The organism is Crossiella sp. CA-258035 (genome assembly GCF_030064675.1).
In the GTDB taxonomy this organism is placed as follows: domain Bacteria; phylum Actinomycetota; class Actinomycetes; order Mycobacteriales; family Pseudonocardiaceae; genus Crossiella.
On sequence record NZ_CP116413.1, the window covers coordinates 6,312,678 to 6,330,650 of the forward strand.

The 17,973-nt window shown below is 73.1% G+C and carries 10 protein-coding genes; 8 read left to right on the plus strand and 2 right to left on the minus strand.

Annotated features, from left to right (window positions below; genetic code table 11):
• Positions 1-31: 31 nt before the first annotated feature.
• From N8J89_RS28320 to N8J89_RS28345, 6 genes are read left to right on the plus strand one after another with little or no spacing between them, the layout of a single operon-like run.
• Positions 32-7,129, plus strand: a complete 7,098-nt coding sequence (locus N8J89_RS28320) for a type I polyketide synthase (RefSeq protein WP_283660053.1) — start codon at positions 32-34, stop codon at positions 7,127-7,129.
• Between the two features lie 2 nt (positions 7,130-7,131).
• On the plus strand, positions 7,132-11,400 hold the full coding sequence (locus N8J89_RS28325) for a beta-ketoacyl synthase N-terminal-like domain-containing protein (protein WP_283660054.1): 4,269 nt from the start codon (positions 7,132-7,134) through the stop codon (positions 11,398-11,400).
• 31 nt (positions 11,401-11,431) lie between these two features.
• A complete protein-coding gene (locus N8J89_RS28330; protein WP_502868504.1) occupies positions 11,432-11,731 on the plus strand; it encodes a phosphopantetheine-binding protein in 300 nt (99 codons plus the stop codon).
• Positions 11,732-11,742: 11 nt separating this feature from the next.
• Positions 11,743-12,537: an alpha/beta fold hydrolase gene (locus N8J89_RS28335; protein ID WP_283666268.1), complete on the plus strand. Its 795-nt coding sequence runs from the start codon at positions 11,743-11,745 to the stop codon at positions 12,535-12,537.
• Positions 12,534-13,706 (plus strand): glycosyltransferase, encoded by a 1,173-nt coding sequence (locus N8J89_RS28340; protein WP_283660055.1) that lies wholly within the window; start codon positions 12,534-12,536, stop codon positions 13,704-13,706. Before N8J89_RS28335 ends, N8J89_RS28340 begins: the two co-directional genes overlap by 4 nt.
• Positions 13,703-15,550 (plus strand): class I SAM-dependent methyltransferase, encoded by a 1,848-nt coding sequence (locus N8J89_RS28345; RefSeq protein WP_283660056.1) that lies wholly within the window; start codon positions 13,703-13,705, stop codon positions 15,548-15,550. The genes N8J89_RS28340 and N8J89_RS28345 overlap by 4 nt, the downstream gene beginning before the upstream one ends.
• A gap of 21 nt (positions 15,551-15,571) precedes the next feature.
• Here the strand turns inward: N8J89_RS28345 and N8J89_RS28350 are convergent, their stop codons facing one another.
• Positions 15,572-15,994, minus strand: coding sequence for an ASCH domain-containing protein (locus tag N8J89_RS28350; RefSeq protein WP_283660057.1), 423 nt, complete (start codon positions 15,992-15,994; stop codon positions 15,572-15,574).
• 58 nt (positions 15,995-16,052) lie between these two features.
• Positions 16,053-16,442, minus strand: coding sequence for a VOC family protein (locus N8J89_RS28355; RefSeq protein WP_283660058.1), 390 nt, complete (start codon positions 16,440-16,442; stop codon positions 16,053-16,055).
• A gap of 97 nt (positions 16,443-16,539) precedes the next feature.
• Here N8J89_RS28355 and N8J89_RS28360 point away from each other — a divergent pair, with 97 nt between their 5' ends.
• Positions 16,540-17,250 (plus strand): helix-turn-helix transcriptional regulator, encoded by a 711-nt coding sequence (locus N8J89_RS28360; protein ID WP_283660059.1) that lies wholly within the window; start codon positions 16,540-16,542, stop codon positions 17,248-17,250.
• Between the two features lie 201 nt (positions 17,251-17,451).
• The gene (locus N8J89_RS28365) at positions 17,452-17,901 is read left to right on the plus strand and encodes a hypothetical protein (protein WP_283660060.1); all 450 of its coding nucleotides are present in this window, start codon (positions 17,452-17,454) and stop codon (positions 17,899-17,901) included.
• Positions 17,902-17,973 lie beyond the last annotated feature (72 nt).

Sequence of the window (17,973 nt, forward strand, 5' to 3'; positions counted from 1 at the left end):
CCACAGGTTGTTGTTGATCAACGGAGGCTCCATGGCCGCGCAGTCGGAACGGCGTGAGCTCGTCCTCGGGGTTACCCCCTTCGGCGAGGCCAACGCACGTCTCGTCGCAGCGGTCCGCCAAGCAGGCGGACTCGGAGTTCTCGACCTCGGCACCGGCGCCCGGTCGACTCGGGAAGCACTCGCCCTCGCCCAGCGCTGGGTGTCCGGTCCCTTCGGTGTGCGCGTGCCCTCGGGCTGCGCGCTGACCCCCGCCGACCTCCCCACCGAGGTTGACACGGTCGTGTTGACCGGGGACAGCTCTTGGCAACTCGCTGACATCGCCGCCCGCTACCGCGTGCTGGCAGAGATCACCTCCGTGGAGCAGGCCCGCGCCGCGGCCGCCGCCGGGGCCGCCGGGCTGATCGCCCGCGGCAACGAGGCCGGTGGGCTGGTCGGCGAGCTCAGCTCCTTCGTGCTGCTGCAGAAGCTCATCGCCACCCCCGGCCTGGACCTGCCGATCTGGCTGGCCGGCGGCATCGGCACGCACACCGCGGCCGCGGCCGTGCTCGGCGGCGCCACCGGCGTGGTGCTGGACACCCAGCTCGCGCTGCTAGAGGAGTCCGAGCTGCCGGAGACCATCGCGGCCATCCTGCGCACCCTGGACGGCTCGGAGACCGCCGTCGTCGACGGCCGCCGGGTGCTCGCCCGCAAGGGCCGCACTCCGGCCCCCGCGCTGGAGCTGGGCCAGGACATCTTCCTGGCCGCCCGTTTCGCCGAGCGCTACCGCACCACCGGCCGGGTGGTGCACGCCGTCCGCGACGCGATCACCGCCGCGCTCACCCAGGACGCCCTGGACTCGGTGCTGCGCCCCGGTTCGGCCTTCGCCGAGGCCATCGGCGTGCCGCTGCCCATCGCGCAGGGCCCGATGACCAGGGTCAGCGACCAGGCCGCCTTCGCCGCCGAGGTGGCCACCGGCGGCGGCCTGCCCTTCGTCGCACTCGCCCTGGCGGGCAAGGAGCAGACCCGGCGGATGATGACCGAGACCGCCGCCGCGCTGGGCGAGCGCCCGTGGGGCGTCGGCGTGCTCGGGTTCGCGCCGGAGGACACCAGGGCCGCGCAGCTGGAAGTCATCCGCGAGCTGCGGCCCACGCACGCGATCATCGCCGGTGGCCGCCCCTCGCAGGCCGCCGCGCTGGAGGAGGTCGGCATCACGACCTTCCTGCACGTGCCCTCCCCCGGCCTGCTCAAGCAGTTCGTGGAGGCCGGCGCGCGCCGGTTCATCTTCGAGGGCAGCGAATGCGGCGGGCACGTCGGCCCGCGCGCCAGCTTCGCCCTGTGGGAAGCCCAGATCTCGGTGCTGCTCGACCACCTGGGCAACAAGACCGGCGGCGACCTCCAGGTGCTCTTCGCCGGGGGTGTGCACGACGCGCGCTCGGCCGCCATGGTCGCCGCGATGGCCGCGCCGCTGGCCGCCAAGGGCGTCGGGATCGGCGTGCTGATGGGCACCGCCTACCTGTTCACCCAGGAGGCGGTCAGCGCCGGCGCGGTGCAACCCCTGTTCCAGCAGCAGGTGCTGGCCGCCGAGGGCACCGAGCTGCTGGAGACCGCCCCCGGCCACGCCACCCGCTGCGTCACCAGCCCGTTCGCCGACAGCTTCCAGGCGATCAAGGCCGAGCTGACCGCCAAGGGCGTGCCGGACCGGGAGGTCTGGGAGCACCTGGAAAGCCTCAACGTCGGCCGCCTGCGCATCGCCAGCAAGGGCATCCGCCGCGAGGGCAACGACCTCGTCGCCGCCGACGAGACCGAGCAGCTCGCCGACGGCCTGTTCATGGCCGGTCAGGTCGCGGTGCTGCGCGATGAGGTCACCACGGTGGCCGCGCTGCACGAGTCGGTCACCGGCGACGCGGCGGAGTTCCTTGCCGCGCAACGGGAACTGCTCGGCCGGCGACTCGGCCTGGCCGCCGCGCGCACCCAGCCGGTCGCGCCGCCGCCGCTGGACGTGGCCATCGTCGGCATGGCCTGCGTCTTCCCCGACTCCCCCGACCTGGCCAGCTTCTGGGCCAACATCGTCGGCGGCGTGGACGCGGTCACCGAGGTCCCGGCCGAGCGCTGGGACGCCGCCACCTACTACTCCCCCGACGCGACCGGCAAGAACATCAACGACCGCACCCCCTCGCGCTGGGGCGGGTTCCTGCCGCGGATCCCGTTCGACCCGCTCAGCTACGGCATCCCGCCCACCTCGCTGGCCAGCATCGAACCGGTGCAGCTGCTCGCACTGGAGGTGGCCCGCCGGGCGCTGCGGGACGCCGGGTACGACGGCGACCGCGAGTTCGACCGCTCCCGCGCCTCGGTGGTCTTCGGCGCCGAGGCCGGTTCCGACCTGTCCAACGCCACCACCCTGCGCGCGGTGCTGCCCGCCTACCTGGACAGCCTGCCGAAGGAACTGGTGGACCAGCTGCCGCCGCTGACCGAGGACTCCTTCCCCGGCATGCTGGCCAACGTCATCTCCGGCCGCATCGCCAACCGCCTCGACCTCGGCGGCGCCAACTACACCGTGGACGCCGCCTGCGCCTCCTCGCTGGCCGCGCTGGACGTGGCCTGCAAGGAACTGGTCAACGGCACCAGCGACCTGGTGCTCTGCGGCGGCGCGGACCTGCACAACGGCATCAACGACTACCTGCTCTTCGCCTCGGTGCACGCGCTCTCGGCCACCGGCCGCAGCCGCACCTTCGACGCCACCGCCGACGGCATCGCCCTCGGTGAAGGCGTGGCCTGCGTTGCGCTGAAACGACTTTCCGACGCCCAGCGGGACGGCGACAAGATCTACGCGGTGGTCAAGGGCCTCGGCTCGGCCAGCGACGGCAAGTCCCTCGGCCTCACCGCCCCGCGCCCCGAGGGCCAGCGCGCGGCGCTGGAGCGGGCCTACGCCAACGCGCACCTCTCCCCCGCCGAGGTCGGCCTGGTGGAGGCGCACGGCACCGGCACCGTGGTCGGCGACCGCACCGAGCTGGCCACCCTGACCACGATGTTCACCGAGGCCGGGGCCCAGCCGGGGACCTGCGCGATCGGCTCGGTGAAGTCCCAGATCGGGCACACCAAGTGCGCGGCGGGACTGGCCGGGCTGATCAAGGCCGCGCTCGCGCTGCACACCGGCGTCAAACCGCCCACCCTGCACGTGGAAACGCCGAACTCGGCCTGGGACAAGGACTCCAGCCCGTTCGTCTTCCACACCGCGGCCCGGCCCTGGGCCACCGAACCGGCCAAGCGGGTCGCCGGGGTGAGCGCGTTCGGCTTCGGCGGCACCAACTTCCACACCGTGCTCGCCGCGGTCGACCAGCCCGCCCCCCGGCACAGCGTGGACGCCTGGCCCGCCGAGCTGTTCACCTTCCGCGGCGCCGACCTGCGCGCGGCCGCCAAGTCCATCGAGAAGCTCCTCGAACTGGCCGCGGCCAACGACACCGGCGGCCGCCCCTGGCGGCTGCGGGACCTCGCGCGCACCGCCGCCCGCACCGCCGACGCTCGCACCGAACCGGTGCAGGTGGCCGTGGTCGCGGACAGCCTGGACGGCCTGGTCGGCCAGCTGCGCCGCGCGGTCGCCGGGGAACACGACCCGGCCGAGGGCGTCTACCTGGCCGGGCACACCGAATCCGGCAAGCTGGCCCTGCTCTTCCCCGGCCAGGGCAGCCAGCGCACCGGGATGCTGGCCGAGCTGTTCGTGGCCTTCCCCGAGGTGCAGCACCTGTTGCAGCGCGGCCACAAGTACGCCGACCTGCTGTTCCCGCCGGCGGCCTTCGACTCCGCGGTGGCCAAGGACAACGAGGCCCGGCTGCGTGACACCAGGACCGCCCAGCCCGCGCTGGGCATCGCCGGACTCGCCGTGCACCAGCTGCTCGGCAAGCTCGGCGTGCGGGCCGACCTGGTGGCCGGGCACAGCTACGGCGAGCTGGTCGCGCTGGCCGCGGCGGGCGCGATCGACCCGGACACGCTGCTGGCGATCTCCGCCGCCCGCGCCGAGTCGATCCTGGCCGCCGCCGAGGCCGCCGGTGGCGACCCGGGCACCATGGCCGCGGTCTCCGGTCAAGCCCCCGCGGTCATCGAGGTCCTGGAGCAGGCCGGACTCAGCGGCGAAGTGGTGCTGGCCAACCACAACTCGCCCAAGCAGATCGTCATCTCCGGCACCACCGAGGGCGTCGGCAAGGCGGTCGCCGAGCTGAAGGCGGCCGGCCTGAGCGCCAAGCCGATCCCGGTGGCCTGCGCCTTCCACAGCCCACTGGTCGCCGCGGCCGGCGACCGGTTCGCGCAGGTCCTGTCCACTGTGGACATCCACACTCCGGAGATCCCGGTGTGGGCCAACCGCACCGCCAGTCCCTACGCCGCCGACGTGCGCGCCGAACTGGCCGCGCAGATCGGCTCCCCGGTGCGCTTCGTCGACCAGGTCGAGGCCATGTACGCCGACGGCGCCAGGGTCTTCGTCGAGGCCGGGCCGGGCAAGGTGCTCTCCCGGCTGGTCAAGGACATCCTCGGCGACCGGCCGCACACCACGGTCACCGTGGAGCCCAGCGCGGACAGCGGTCTGCGCGGCTTCCTCGGCGCACTCGCCGAACTGGCCACCGCCGGGGTGTCCCTGCGCACCGGCTGGCTGTTCCAGGGCCGCGACGCCCGCGACGTCTCGGCCACCCCCCTGCCCAAGCGCGCCGGCTGGACCATCGACGGCCACATCGTGCGCACCGCCGACGGCGGCTACCTCACCGGCGGCCTGGCCCCGGCCCGCCGCGTCCACCTGGAGACCACCACCATGAGCCAGCCGCAGCCCCAGCCAGCTGGTCAGCACGACGCCCTGGTCAGCGAGTTCCTGCGGACCAGCCGGGAGATCCTGGCCGCCCAGCGCGATGTGCTGCTCACCTACTTCGGCACCGCGCCCGGCACCCAGCACGTGGTGCCGCAGGTGATCCAGCAGCTGCCAGCGGTCGCGCAGGCCCCGCTCGCCCCGGTGGTGCAGCCGGTCGCCGCGCCCGCCCCGGTCGTAGCACCAGTCGCCGCACCGGTTCCCGCGCCCGCTCCGTCCACTGTGGACGTGCTGGGCACCGTGCTGCAGATCATCAGCGACCGCACCGGCTACCCGATCGACATGATCGAACCCGACCTCGACCTGGAAGCCGACCTCTCCATCGACTCCATCAAGCGCACCGAGATCGCCGGTGAGCTGGCTGCCAAGCTGGGTGGTGGGATGGACGCGGCCAGCCTGTCCGACGCCGAGCTGGAGGACCTCGCCAAGGCCCGCACCGCGGCGGCGATCTCGGCCTGGCTGGGCGGAAAGGTCGCCCCGGCCCCGGCCGCTGCTCCCGCGCCGGTCGCGGCCAGTGGGCCGAGCGAGGCCGAACTGCTGGACACCGTGTTGCAGATCATCAGCGACCGGACCGGCTACCCGATCGACATGATCGAGCCGGACCTGGACCTGGAAGCCGACCTGTCCATCGACTCCATCAAGCGCACCGAGATCGCCGGTGAGCTGGCCGCCAAGCTCGGTGACGGGATGGACGCGGCCAGCCTCGGCGACGCTGAGCTGGAAGACCTGGCCAAGGCCCGCACCGCGGCCTCGATCGCGGGCTGGCTGGCGGCCAAGTCCGGCGCTCCCGCCGCCACGCCGGAACCCGTGGCCGTGATCCCGGCTCCGGTGGCCCCAGCGGCAGTCCCCGCGGCCTCCGGCGGCATCGCGCCCAAGCGGTTCCTGCTCACCCCGGTCGACATCTCCTCCGCCGCCCCGGTCGGCGTGGAAACCTTGGCGGGCAAGCGGTTCATCCTCTTCGGCGGCACCGGCGCGAACGAGCTCTCCGCGCTGCTGCTGGAGAACGGCGCGCAGGCCCGGATCGAGTCCACCGCCCGCGTGCTCACCGAGGCCGACGGCCGGATCGACGGCGTGGTCTTCCTGGACGCGCTGGCCGACGGCGACCTTCCCGTTCTGCCGGAGACCTTCCCCGCCTTCCAGTCCGCGCTGGTGCGCGGCGTCAGCTGGCTGCTCGCCGCCGCGCCGAGCCAGCTCGGCCGGGCCGCCGGGCTGCGCGGGCTGTTCCGCACCGTCGCCCGCGAGTACCCGGACACCCACGCCAGCCTGGTGGAGACCGACACCGACCCGGCCGCCGCGCTCTTCGCCGAGATCCTCGCCTCCGACCGGCACCCGGTGGTGCTGCGCCGGGACGGCGGGCGGCAGGCGCTGGAGATGGTGGCCACCCCGCTCGGCTCGCTCGGCCTGGGCGCGGGCCCTGCCGGGGACGGCTCCACCGAGGCCAGCGCGATCGGCCTGGACCGCGAGTCGGTGGTGCTGCTGGTCGGCGGCGCCAGGGGCATCACCGCCCAGTTCGCCGCCACCGTCGCCGCGGCCAGCGGCTGCCGGATCGAACTGGTCGGCCGCACCGCACCCGCCACCGAGGCCGAGGACCCCGCCACCAGGGCGGCCACCGACAAGACCCAGCTGCGGGCCGCGCTGATCCAGCAGGGCCTGCGCAACCCGGCCGAGATCGAGCGCACCGCCAGCCGCATCCTGGCCCAGCGCGAAGTTCAGTCCACTGTGGACGGGCTCACCGCGCTGGGCAGCCAGGCCCGCTACCACTCGGTGGACGTGCGCGACCACGACGCGCTGCGCCAGCTGGTCAAGGAGATCCACGCCGAGCACGGCCGCCTGGACGGCGTGGTCTACGCCGCGGGCGTGATCGAGGACAAGCTGCTGGCGGAGAAGGACATCGAGAGCTTCCGCCGGGTCTTCGGCACCAAGGTCGACGGCGCCCGCCAGCTCCTGGAGGCCGTCTCCGACCTCGGCGAGACCGGCCCCCGGTTCGCGGTCCTGTTCGGCAGCATCGCCGCCGCGCTGGGCAACCGCGGCCAGGTGGACTACGCCGCGGCCAACGACGCCCTGGAGGCCCTGGGCATCACCTGGTCGGAGCGCACCGGCGGCCGCGGCCTGACCGTCCACTGGGGACCGTGGGCGCCCTCGGCCAAGCACGGCGGCATGGTCACCCCTGAGCTGATGCAGTCCTACACCCGGCGCGGCATCGAGCTGATCGACCCCGAGGAGGGCACCCTGGCGCTGCTGCGGGAGCTCGCCTGGGGTGGCGGCGCGGTCCGCTCGGTCGTCTACTCCGCCTCGGGCTGGTGACCATGACCCAGTCCACCCCGGTCGCGATCGTCGGGATGGCCGTGCTGCTGCCCGGCGCTCGCGACCTGGAGTCCTACTGGCACAACCTGGTCAACGGCGTCGACGCCATCACCGAGGTGCCCGCCGACCGCTGGGACGCCGACTTCTACCACCCCGGTTCGGCCGCCGGAGCGGCCAAGGCGGAGGAGGTCTACTGCCGCCGCGGCGGGTTCGTCGAGGCCAGCTTCGACCCGGTGAGCTTCGGCATCATGCCGAACTCGGTCGCCGGCGCCGAACCCGACCAGCTGATCGCGCTGCGGGTGGCCGCGGCCGCCATCGCCGACGCCGGCGGGCAGGACAGGCTGCCCGCGCCGGACCGGATCGGCGTGGTGCTCGGCCGCGGCGGCTACCTCACCCCCGGCCTGGTGCGCCTGGACCAGCGGGTGCGCACCGCCCACCAGCTGGCCAAGACCCTCGGCGACCTGCTGCCCGACCTGGGCGCGGACCAGCTGGCCGCGGTCCGGCAGGCCTTCGTCGACCAGCTCGGCCCGGCCTCCCCGGAGTCCGCGATCGGCCTGGTGCCCAACCTGGCCGCCTCCCGCATCGCCAACCGCCTCGACCTGCGCGGCCCCGCCTACACCGTGGACGCCGCCTGCGCCTCCAGCCTGGTCGCGGTCGACCAGGCGGTCACCGAACTGGCCGCCGGGCGTTGCGACGTGATGCTGGCCGGTGGCGTGCACCACTGCCACGACGTCACCTTCTGGAGCGTGTTCTCCCAGCTCCGGGCGCTGTCCAAGGACCAGCAGATCCGGCCGTTCGACCGCCGCGCCGACGGCATCCTGATCGGCGAGGGCACCGGAGTCGTTGTGCTGAAACGACTTGCCGACGCCCAGCGGGACGGCGACCGGGTGTACGCGGTGATCCGCGGCACCGGCGTGGCCAGCGACGGCCGCAGCGCCAGCCTGTTCAACCCCGAGCCCGAGGGCCAGGTCCTCGCCCTGCAACGAGCCTGGGCCGCCGCCGGACTCGATCCCGCCGCGCCCGGCTCGGTCGGTCTGCTGGAAGCGCACGGCACCGCCACTCCGGCCGGGGACGGCGCGGAACTGGCCACCCTGCAACGGGTCTTCGGCTCCGAGGGCCCCAGTGCGGTGATCGGCTCGGTCAAGTCGATGATCGGCCACACCATGCCGGCCGCCGGCGTGGCCAGCCTGGTCAAGGCCGCGCTGGCGCTGCACCGGCAGGTGCTGCTGCCCACCCTGCACTGCGAACAGCCGCACGCCGACCTCGCCCAGACCCGGTTCCGGCCCCTGGACACCGCGCAGCCCTGGGAGCTCTCCGAGGGCCAGGACGTGCGGCGGGCCGCGGTCAACGCCTTCGGCTTCGGCGGCATCAACGCCCACGTGGTCCTCGAAGAAGCACCGTCCACAGTGGACCGCCCGGCAATCACGGTCACCGAGCCGGAGCGGGTGCTCACCATCAGCGCGCCCACCCCGGCCCGCATGGCCGAGCTGCTCGACCTGCCCGACGCCGAGATCCGCTCCACCGCACCGTCCACTGAGGACGGATGCAGGCTGGGCATCGTCGCGCCCACCGCGAAACGGCTCGGCATCGCGCGCAAGGTGGTCGGCAAGCAGGTCGCCTGGCGCGGCCGCAACGACGTCTGGTTCAGCCCGGAACCGTTACTGGCCAACGGCGGCAAGGTCGCCTTCGTCTACCCCGGCCTGGAAGCCGACTTCGAGCCCAGGGTGGACGACGTGGCCGCGCACTTCGGCCTCACCGTGCCCGGCCTGGACACCGGCAACGTGGGCGCGCACGGCGCGGGCGTGGTCGGCGTCGGCCGGTTACTGGACACCGTGCTGCGCAAGCTCGGCGTCCAGCCCGACCACATCGCCGGGCACAGCGTCGGCGAGTGGACCGCGATGATCACCAGCGGCATCTACGAGCAGACCCAGATCGACGAGTTCCTGGCCGGGTTCGACCCGGACTCGCTGCGCGTGCCCGGCGTGGTCTTCGCCGCCTTCGGCTGCGGCGCGGACCGGGTCACCGAGGTGATGGCCGGACGGCACGGCGTGGTGCTCTCCCACGACAACGCGCCCAACCAGTCCATCGTCTGCGGCCTGGAACCCGTGGTGCAGGAGCTGGTGCTGGAACTGCGCGCGAAGAACGTGCTCGGCCAGGTGCTGCCCTTCCGCTCCGGCTTCCACACCCCCATGCTCGCCCCCTACCTGGACCCGATCCGGGAGGCCGCGGCCGGGTTCCGGCTGCACGAGCCGAGCATCCCGATGTGGTCGGCCACCACCGCCGCGCCCTTCCCCGAAGGCGAGCAGGCCAAACGAGAGCTGTTCATCCGGCACCTGCTGGAACCGGTCCGGTTCCGCCCGCTGGTGCAGGCCATGCACGCCGCGGGAGTCCGGGCCTTCATCCAGGTCGGCACCGGCGCGCTGAGCACCCTGGTCTCGGACTGCCTTGCCGGGCAGGAACACCTGTCCATCTCGGCGAACAGCCCCAAGGTCAGCGGCCTGGGCCAGCTGCGCCGGGTGCTCACCGGACTGTGGGCCGAAGGCGCGCCCACCCACCCCGACCGGCTCGACCCGGCCCCGCGGAAAACCCGCGCCGGCAAGGAGATCCCGCTGGACCTGTCCGCGACCACGGTCCGGCTCGGCGGCGACCTGCCCGGCGCGATCAAGGCCGCGGTCGCCCCGGCCCGCCCGCCCGCGCCGGTGGGCGACCTCGGCGGGGCCTTCGCCGAACTGGACCGGCTGGCCGCCCAGTTCCCGCTGGCAGGCGAACTCGGCGGCCTGCTCAGGGACACCGCCGACACCGCGACCGCCGTGCTGGGCGCAGTGGGTAGCGCGCCGGTCGCCAGGGTCGCCGCGCCCGCACCGCCGCAGCCGCTGCGGACCACGCTGCACGTCTCCACCGAGACCATGCCCTACCTGCGCGACCACAGCTTCTACCGCACCCCGGCCGACTGGCCCGACGACACCGACCGCTTCCCGGTGGTCCCGGCCACCACGATGATCAAGCACATGATGGACGCCGCCGAAGCGGCCGCGCCCGGCCAGCGCGCGGTCACCGTGCACAACGTGCGGCTGTTCCGCTGGCTGGTGGTGGCGCCGCCGACGCAGGTCGAGATCACGGTCACCCCGATGTCCGCCAACCGGGTCAAGGTGACCCTCGGCCAGAACGCCGAGGCCGAGGTCGCGCTCGCCCCCGCCTACCCGGCCGCCGACCTGCCGGTGTGGACCTTCGCCGAACGCGAGTGGGCGCCGAAGATCACCGCACGGCAGCTCTACGACGAGCGGTTCATGTTCCACGGCCCGCTCTACCAAGGCGTCACCGCGCTGGAGGGCATCGGCGAGCACCACATCCGCGGTGAGGTCACCGTGCCCGGCGGGCCGGGCGCGCTGCTGGACAACGTCGGCCAGGTCTTCGGGTACTGGATCATGGAGAACGTCACCGACAAGCGCGTGGTGTTCCCGATGTCCATGGACCGCATCCGTTTCTTCGGCCCCGAGCCCGAACCCGGCGCGCGGCTGGACTGCCTGGTGCGGATCACCGAGCTCACCGACACCGTCTTCGGCGGCGCCATGCAGCTGGTGCACGAGGGCCGGGTGTGGTGCGAGATCGACGCCTGGCTGGACCGGCGCTTCGCCAGCAACGAGAACACCAAGAAGGTCGAGCGCTTCCCCGAGCACAACCGGCTCTCCGAACGCCGCGACGCCGGTTTCCTGGTGGTGTGGGAACGCTGGCCCGATGTCGCCTCCCGCGACCTGATGATGCGCATCTACCTCAACGCCGCCGAACGCGCCGAGTACGAGGCCACCTCGCCGAGGGTGCGGCGGCGGTGGCTGCTCGGGCGGATGGCGGTCAAGGACGCGGTGCGCCAGCACCTGTGGGACGGCGGCGCCGGACCGATGTTCCCGGTGGAGCTGACCGTCACCGGGGAGGCCACGGTCGCGGGCCGCAACCCGTTGCCGCCGTTGACCGTCTGCACCGCGCAGCAGGACGGCGTCGGCGTGGCCTTCGCCCGCGACGGCCAGGTGCCCACCGGCATCGACATCCGCGCGGTCGAGGACAGTCCCGACAACACCGCCTTCGCCGCCGCGCTGACCGCGGCCGCGCGGGCCCACGGCGGCCAGGCCGCCGAGTACGAGGTGGTCGGCGCGGAGGGTGACACGCTCACCGTCCGCGGCGCCACCGGCAGCACGACCCCGGTGACGTGGACCGTCATCACCGACCCTGACGGTGAGATCGCAGGCGAGTACGTGGTCGCCTGGACCAAGGAATAGGAGATATTCGGTGGAAATCACGGAAGCGCCCCTGTCGCTCGTCCGGATGACGCCCGAGGCCGTGCTGTCCGACATCACGGTGATGTTGCACAAAGTCCTTGGCGAGTACGGTTTTGACGAGGTGGAGGTCCGGATGGAGTCGACCTTCCACGACGACCTGGAGCTGGAGAGCATCGACCTGGTCGCGCTCGCCGCCGAGCTGCAGGAGCGCTACGGCTCCCGGGTCAACTTCGCCGAGTTCATCGCCGAGCTCGAGCTCGAGGAGATCATCGCGCTGACCGTTGGCCAGCTCGTCGACTACGTGGTCGGCGCGCTGGACGGGGGGAACTGACCTTGGCGGTCGTGCAGGCCAACGGCATCCGCATGCACGTGCAGCGGATGGCGGCCAAGAACACCACGGTGGCAGAGCCGCCGACCGTGGTGTTCGTCCACGGCCTGGGCACCGACAGCCTGGCCAGCTTCTACTTCACCCTCGCCGGGCCGGTGGCCGCGGCGGGACACCAGGTGGTGGCCTACGACCTGCGCGGCCACGGCCGCAGCGAGCGCGCCGAGCACGGCTACCGGGTCTCCGACGCGGTGGCCGACCTGGCCGCGCTGCTGGACGAGCTGGAGATCACCGGGCCGGTGCACCTGGTCGGCAACTCCTACGGCGGCACGGTGTCCTTCAGCTTCGCCGCCACCCACCCCGCCCGGGTGGCCAGCATCCTGGTGATCGAGTCCGAGCCGACCAGCCAGGCCTGGTCGGTGAAGATGGCCGAGACGCTGGGCCGGGCACGCGAACAGCTGCAACAGGCCGAAGCGCTGGAGTGGATCACCGAGAACCGGGGCGGGCACACCTCCAAGCTGGCCAAGGCCGCCGGGCGGATGCTGCACGCCACCGCGATCGCCGACGAGCTGCCCACCGGGCCGGTGCTCACCGCCGAGCAGGTCGCCGGCATCACCGCGCCGGTGCTCGCGGTGTACGGCAGCGAGTCCGACCTGGCCGAGCAGGCGCCGGTGCTGGAAGCCGCGTTGCCGCACTGCCGCACGGTGATCGTGCCGGGGCAGGAGCACTCGGTGCTGGTGGAGGCGCCCAAGGTGATGCGTGAGCTGCTGCTGGACTGGCTGGCCGGACACGGGGCGAAGGTCGGGGTGTGAGAGTACTTTTTGTGGTCCCGCCACTGTTCGGGCACGTCAACCCGACCATCGGGCTCGGCGCTGCGCTCTCCGCGCGCGGGCACCAGGTGGCCTGGGCGGGGCACGCCGAGTTCCTGCGGCAGCTCACCCCTGCGGCGGCGACGGTCTACGACTGCGCCACCCCGGCCGAGGTCGAGGAGCGGCCGGCCGACCTGCGCGGGCCGGGGGCGCTGAAGTTCCTGTGGGAGAAGTTCCTGGTGCCGCTGGCCGAGTCGATGCTGCCGGATGTGGAGGCCGCGATCGGGGAGTTCCAGCCGGATCTGCTCGTGGTGGACCAGCAGGCGATGGCCGGCGCGCTGGCCGCGCTGCGGCTCGGGCTGCCCTGGGCGACCTCGGCGACCACCTCCGCGGAGTTCACCGATCCGTTGCGCGGCATGCCGAAGGTCGTGGAATGGGTCCAGGAGACCATGGCCGGGATGCGGGCGCGGGCGGCGGTGGCCGGGAAGACCGACCTGCGCTACTCCCCGCACCTCACCCTCGCCTTCACCACCAGGGAACTGGTGGGAGAGCTGGACTCCGCCTTCGACCGGGTCGCCTTCGTCGGCCCGTCGATCACCGAACGTCCTGACAGCACACCGTTTCCGTGGGAACGACTGGATGAGCGGGCGAAGGTGCTGATCAGTCTCGGCACTGCCAACGCCGACGCCGGGGAACGGTTCCTGCGCGCGGCCGCCGAGGCCATGGGCGAGCTGGCCGACCGGGTCCAGGCCGTGCTGGTCGACCCCGCGGGCACGGTGACCTCGGTGCCGGACAACGTGATCACCGCGACCAGGGTGCCGCAGCTGGCGCTGCTGCCCAAGGTCGACGCGGTGGTCTGCCACGCCGGGCACAACACCGTCTGCGAGTCCCTCAGCCACGGCCTGCCGCTGGTGGTGGCGCCGATCAGGGACGACCAGCCGGTGATCGCGCAACAGGTCGCCGACGCCGGAGCGGGCATCCGCCTGCGGTTCACCAGGGCCGGTGCCGCGCACATCAGGGACGCGGTCGCCACCGTGCTCGACGAGCCGGGTTACCGCGAGGCCGCCCGCCGCCTCGCCCAGTCCTTCACCGCCGCGGGCGGCTCGCAGGCCGCCGCGCTGCGCCTGGAGCAGCTCGCCGCACCCATCGCCATCGGAAGGATCTCCGAGTGAGCCCGCGTTCCACTGCCCGGACCTGGCTGCGCCGTGGCGTCCAGGCCGCGCTCCTGGCCGGTCTGGTGCTCGACACCGCCGCGCTGCGCCGTCGCCTGGCCGGTCTGCGCACCCTGCCGGAACGCCCGGCCCCCGGCGACGACCGGTACCGCCTGCTGCACGCCGACGGCGTCACCGTGGACGGCCCCACCCTCAACGCCGCCCGCGCGCACGCCAAGGCCGAGGGCCTGTGCGCGCTGGAACTGGTGCCGAGGGACCTGCCCACCGCGCAGGCCATGGACCTGCTGCGCACCGTGGACCCGGCCAACTACCGCACCGACCGGCAGGCCAGGGGCGCGGGCGCCTGGCACGCGGTGCTCGCCGACGACGGCGTGCTGCACGCCGCGGGCTACCCGGCGGGACACGGCGGCCGGGACGCCGCCGAGCTCGGCCACGCCGCGGCCAAGCTCAAGCTGCACGCCCCCGACAGCACCGACCTGGTGGTCAGCCCCCGGCTGACCAGCTCGCCGGAGATCGTCGAGGACGACGCCCGGATCCTGGCCCGCTACCACGGCCGCAAGACCGCCGGCGAGCTCGGCCCCCGGCTGGGCTGGCTGGCCGTCATGGCCGGCAGCTCGGTGCTCGGTCCCGGCTGGACGGCCGCGCTGCTGGCCGCCTGGTCCGCCCAGCCCGCGGTGGTCTTCGCCGGCAGCCGCAGCCTCAAGCCGGTCGACCTGCTCTCCTACAGCGTGCGCCGGGTCGTCGCCGAGCCGAAACGCCTGCTGGCCGCCATCTCCGAGGCCCGACTGTCCACTTCGGACGATCCGGACCCGGTGACCAGGCTGCGCCCGGCCTACCTGGCCGAGCTGGCCGACGGGGTGGCCAAGTTCTTCGAGCCGCGCCGCACCGACTGCCCGTGGTGCGGCAGCACCGACCTGGCCACCCACCTCCGGCTGCCGGACCTGTTGCAGCACAAGCCCGGCGAGTTCACCCTGGACCGCTGCCGGGCCTGCACGCACATCTTCCAGAACCCGCGGCTGACCATCGCCGGACTGGACTTCTACTACCGCGACTTCTACGACGGCCTCGGCGAGGACAAGCTGGACAAGCTCTTCGCCGCGCGCGGAGTCGCCTACCAGCCGCGCGCGGAGATGCTGCGGCCCTTCGCCGAACCGGAGTCCTGGCTGGACGTGGGCACCGGGCACGGGCACTTCTGCAACGCCGCCCGCCAGGTGTGGCCGCAGACCACCTTCGACGGCCTGGACATCACCGAGGGCGTGGAGCTGGCCGAGCACCGCGGCTGGGTCGACCGCGGCTACCGGGGCCTGTTCCCGGAGCTGGCCGCCGAGATCCACGAGAGCTACGACGTGGTCAGCATGTACCACTACCTGGAGCACAGCCGCGACCCGCGCCAGGAGCTGGAGGCCGCGCTCAAGGTGCTCAAGCCCGGCGGCCACCTGATGATCGAGGTGCCGGACCCGGAGTCCCGCTGGGGCAAGCTGCTCGGCAAGTGGTGGCTGCCCTGGCTCCAGCCCCAGCACCTGCACTTCGTGCCCATCGGCAACCTGCGCGCCGCCCTGTCCGAGATGGGCTTCACCGTGGTCGCCGAACAACGCGGCGAACCCCACGAACCCCTCGACCTCGTCGGCGCCGCCTGGAACGCGGTCAACCACTACGCCCCCCGCGACAACGTGCCCTGGGCGCCCCAGCCACCGACCCCCGGCGCCAGGGCCGGACGGACCGCGACGATGATCGCGGCGGCCCCGGCGCTGGTCACCGCGGCGCTGACCGACCGGCTGCTCTCCCCGCTGTCGAAGAAGTACGGCGCCTCCAGCGCCTACCGGCTGCTCGCCCGCAAGGACTGACCGGCGTGACCCCGGGCGGCCTCACCCGCCCGGGGTCACCAGCCGGAACCGCTGCGCCAGCACCAGCGTGTCGTCATCCACGGTGAAGCCGGGATCACCCAGCTCCGCGCGCACCTGCGGGCTGTGCCAGAACTCCTCGTGCCCGGTCCGCCACTGGGCCACGGTCTCGTCGCCCTCGCCTTCGTCCAGCACGTGCTGGAGATCGACCTCGGCCAGCCGCAGCACCCGCACCCCGGTGATCTCGATCACCCCTACCGACCGGCCGGCGGAGTCCAGCACCGCCCGCCGCTGCCCTGCCTCCGGCAGCGGGGTGCCGGTGCGCTGGTAGCTCAGCAGCAGCGCTGAGGTGGAGGTTTTCGCGCCGGCGAGGATCGCGGCCACCAGGCGGTCGCGCAACGGGCCCGGGAAGCCGAACTCCGCGGCGGGCAGCTCGTGCTCGGTCATGCCGGGAGCCTAGGCGTCAACCGAACGGTCGATCGGGCCCGCGGGCTGCGCTAGCGTCCTAGCGGGTGGCGAACAGGTCGATGCCGTTGCCGTCGGGGTCCTCGACCACGGCGTAGCGCTGGCCCCAGAACGCGTCGAACGGGGTCAGCTCGCTCTTGTGGCCCAGGCCGGTCAGGCGGTCGTGCAGCTCGTCCACCTCGGCCGGGGTGTCCAGCTGGAAGGCCAGGCTGATCCGGCCGCGGCCCTTCGGCGGGGTGAAGTCCGGGGTGAACGAGGCGACCGTGGCCTCGGTGTCCCAGGCCAGCTTGAGGCCGCCGGGCAGCTCGTGCTCCACGTGCGGCTCGGCGTCGGCCGAGGCGGGCAGCGCCAGCCCCAGTTCCCGGTAGAACGCCAGCGACCTGGCCATGTCGGCGACCAGGATCTCGACCACGGCGAAACGCGGTGTCATGTGCTTCCTCCTTGACGGGTCGGCCCCACGCTAGGCCGTCCGGGCGACTACCGTCTTGAACGAAACGGCCAGCCAGCCGACCGGCCGGGAGGCGCCGATGAGTGGGTACCGGGAGTACCGCCCGGATGGCGCACTGCGCGCGCACGCGGCCTGCCTGTGGGCCGACCGGACCGGCGGGCAGGCCAGGGCGCAGCGGGTGCTGCCGGATGGCTGCATGGACCTGTTGTGGCTGCACGGGCGGCTGGTGGTGGTCGGCGCGGACACCGGGTGGCGGCTGGCCCAGCTGCCGCCCGGCGGCCTGGTGGTGGGCCTGCGGCTGCGGCCGGGCGCCGGTGCGCTGCTGCTCGGCCGGACCCCGGCGGAACAGCTGCGGGACCGGACCGTGGACGTCGAGGACCTGTGGGGTGCGCGCGGGCTGGCCGAGCGGTTCGACGGCGAACCCGGCGTCCGGACCATCGGCCGGCTTGTGCAACGGATTGCGATCGGGCGACTACCGGAGGCCGGTGCGCTGGATCCGGTGGTGATGACAGCCAGCCGGGCTCTTGACGTGCCCAATCCTTTATCGGTATTGGCGCTGGCCGACCGGCTCGGCGTGTCCGAACGAAGCCTGCGCCGCCGGGTCGGGGCCGCGGTCGGATACGGTCCGAAAACACTGGCGCGAATCCTGCGCTTCCAGCGAGTTCTGCGTGACAACCAGGGCAACCTGGCCGATCGGGCGGCCGCGCACGGCTACGCCGACCAGGCTCACCTGGCCCGCGAGTTCCGCCGGCTGGCCGGACATCCGCCCAGCTCACCGCCCGGACAGTGACGTGATCGGCACGCACCGGCGCCGACTCTACTTCCGTTGATGTCGGAAATGCCCTATCGGGCAACAAGTTTCGCATCACATCGGTGAATCGGCGTGCCGTTCGTGGCCGCCCCGGCCGGGTTTCTGCCAGAATGGTGTCATCTCCCCGATCTCGGGAGCACCTGCCCGCAGGTGGGAACGGTAACTGAGAGAGTTGATCCAGTGACCTTTGATGCCGAGACCGTTGTGGCATGGGCTGAACTGCCCACCGCGGAACTCCGTGTGAATGCCCAGCGCCTCGCCGCGGCCCGTCTTCCGGCACAGCATCCCTTGTGGACGGTCATCCGGGAACGCCCCGCGCTGGCGGCCAAGCTGCGCAGTGCCTTCTCCGGACTGCTCGTCACGATCAAGGGCAGCCGGGACGAGCACATGCAGCGGCTGTGGATCACCGCGGCGCGCAACGCGATCGACGCGAAGACCGCGCCGGAGCAGAAGCCGGTGGCCGCCGCGCCGAAGACCGAGCAGCCCGTCGCGGCCGCGCCCGCGCGTCCGGCGCCGCAGCCCGAGGTGCGGCACGTGCCGGTGCAGCAGCCGCAGTTCGGGCCGCCGCCGCCGGCCACGCCGTCGCGCTCCGCGGCGCCGATCCCCCAGGTCGTGTTCCAGGAACCGTGACCAGCGGGCGCGCGGCCGAATCGTCCATTGTGGACGATCGAGGCCGCGCGCACCCGGTCACCCGACTCGATC

Excerpts from the sequence above, each read along its gene's own strand:
- N8J89_RS28320 (WP_283660053.1), top strand. The coding sequence starts at position 32 with ATGGCCGCGCAGTCGGAACGGCGTGAGCTCGTCCTCGGGGTTACCCCC.
- N8J89_RS28325 (WP_283660054.1), top strand. The coding sequence starts at position 7,132 with ATGACCCAGTCCACCCCGGTCGCGATCGTCGGGATGGCCGTGCTGCTG.
- N8J89_RS28350 (WP_283660057.1), bottom strand. The coding sequence starts at position 15,994 with ATGACCGAGCACGAGCTGCCCGCCGCGGAGTTCGGCTTCCCGGGCCCG.
- N8J89_RS28355 (WP_283660058.1), bottom strand. The coding sequence starts at position 16,442 with ATGACACCGCGTTTCGCCGTGGTCGAGATCCTGGTCGCCGACATGGCC.
- N8J89_RS28360 (WP_283660059.1), top strand. The coding sequence starts at position 16,540 with ATGAGTGGGTACCGGGAGTACCGCCCGGATGGCGCACTGCGCGCGCAC.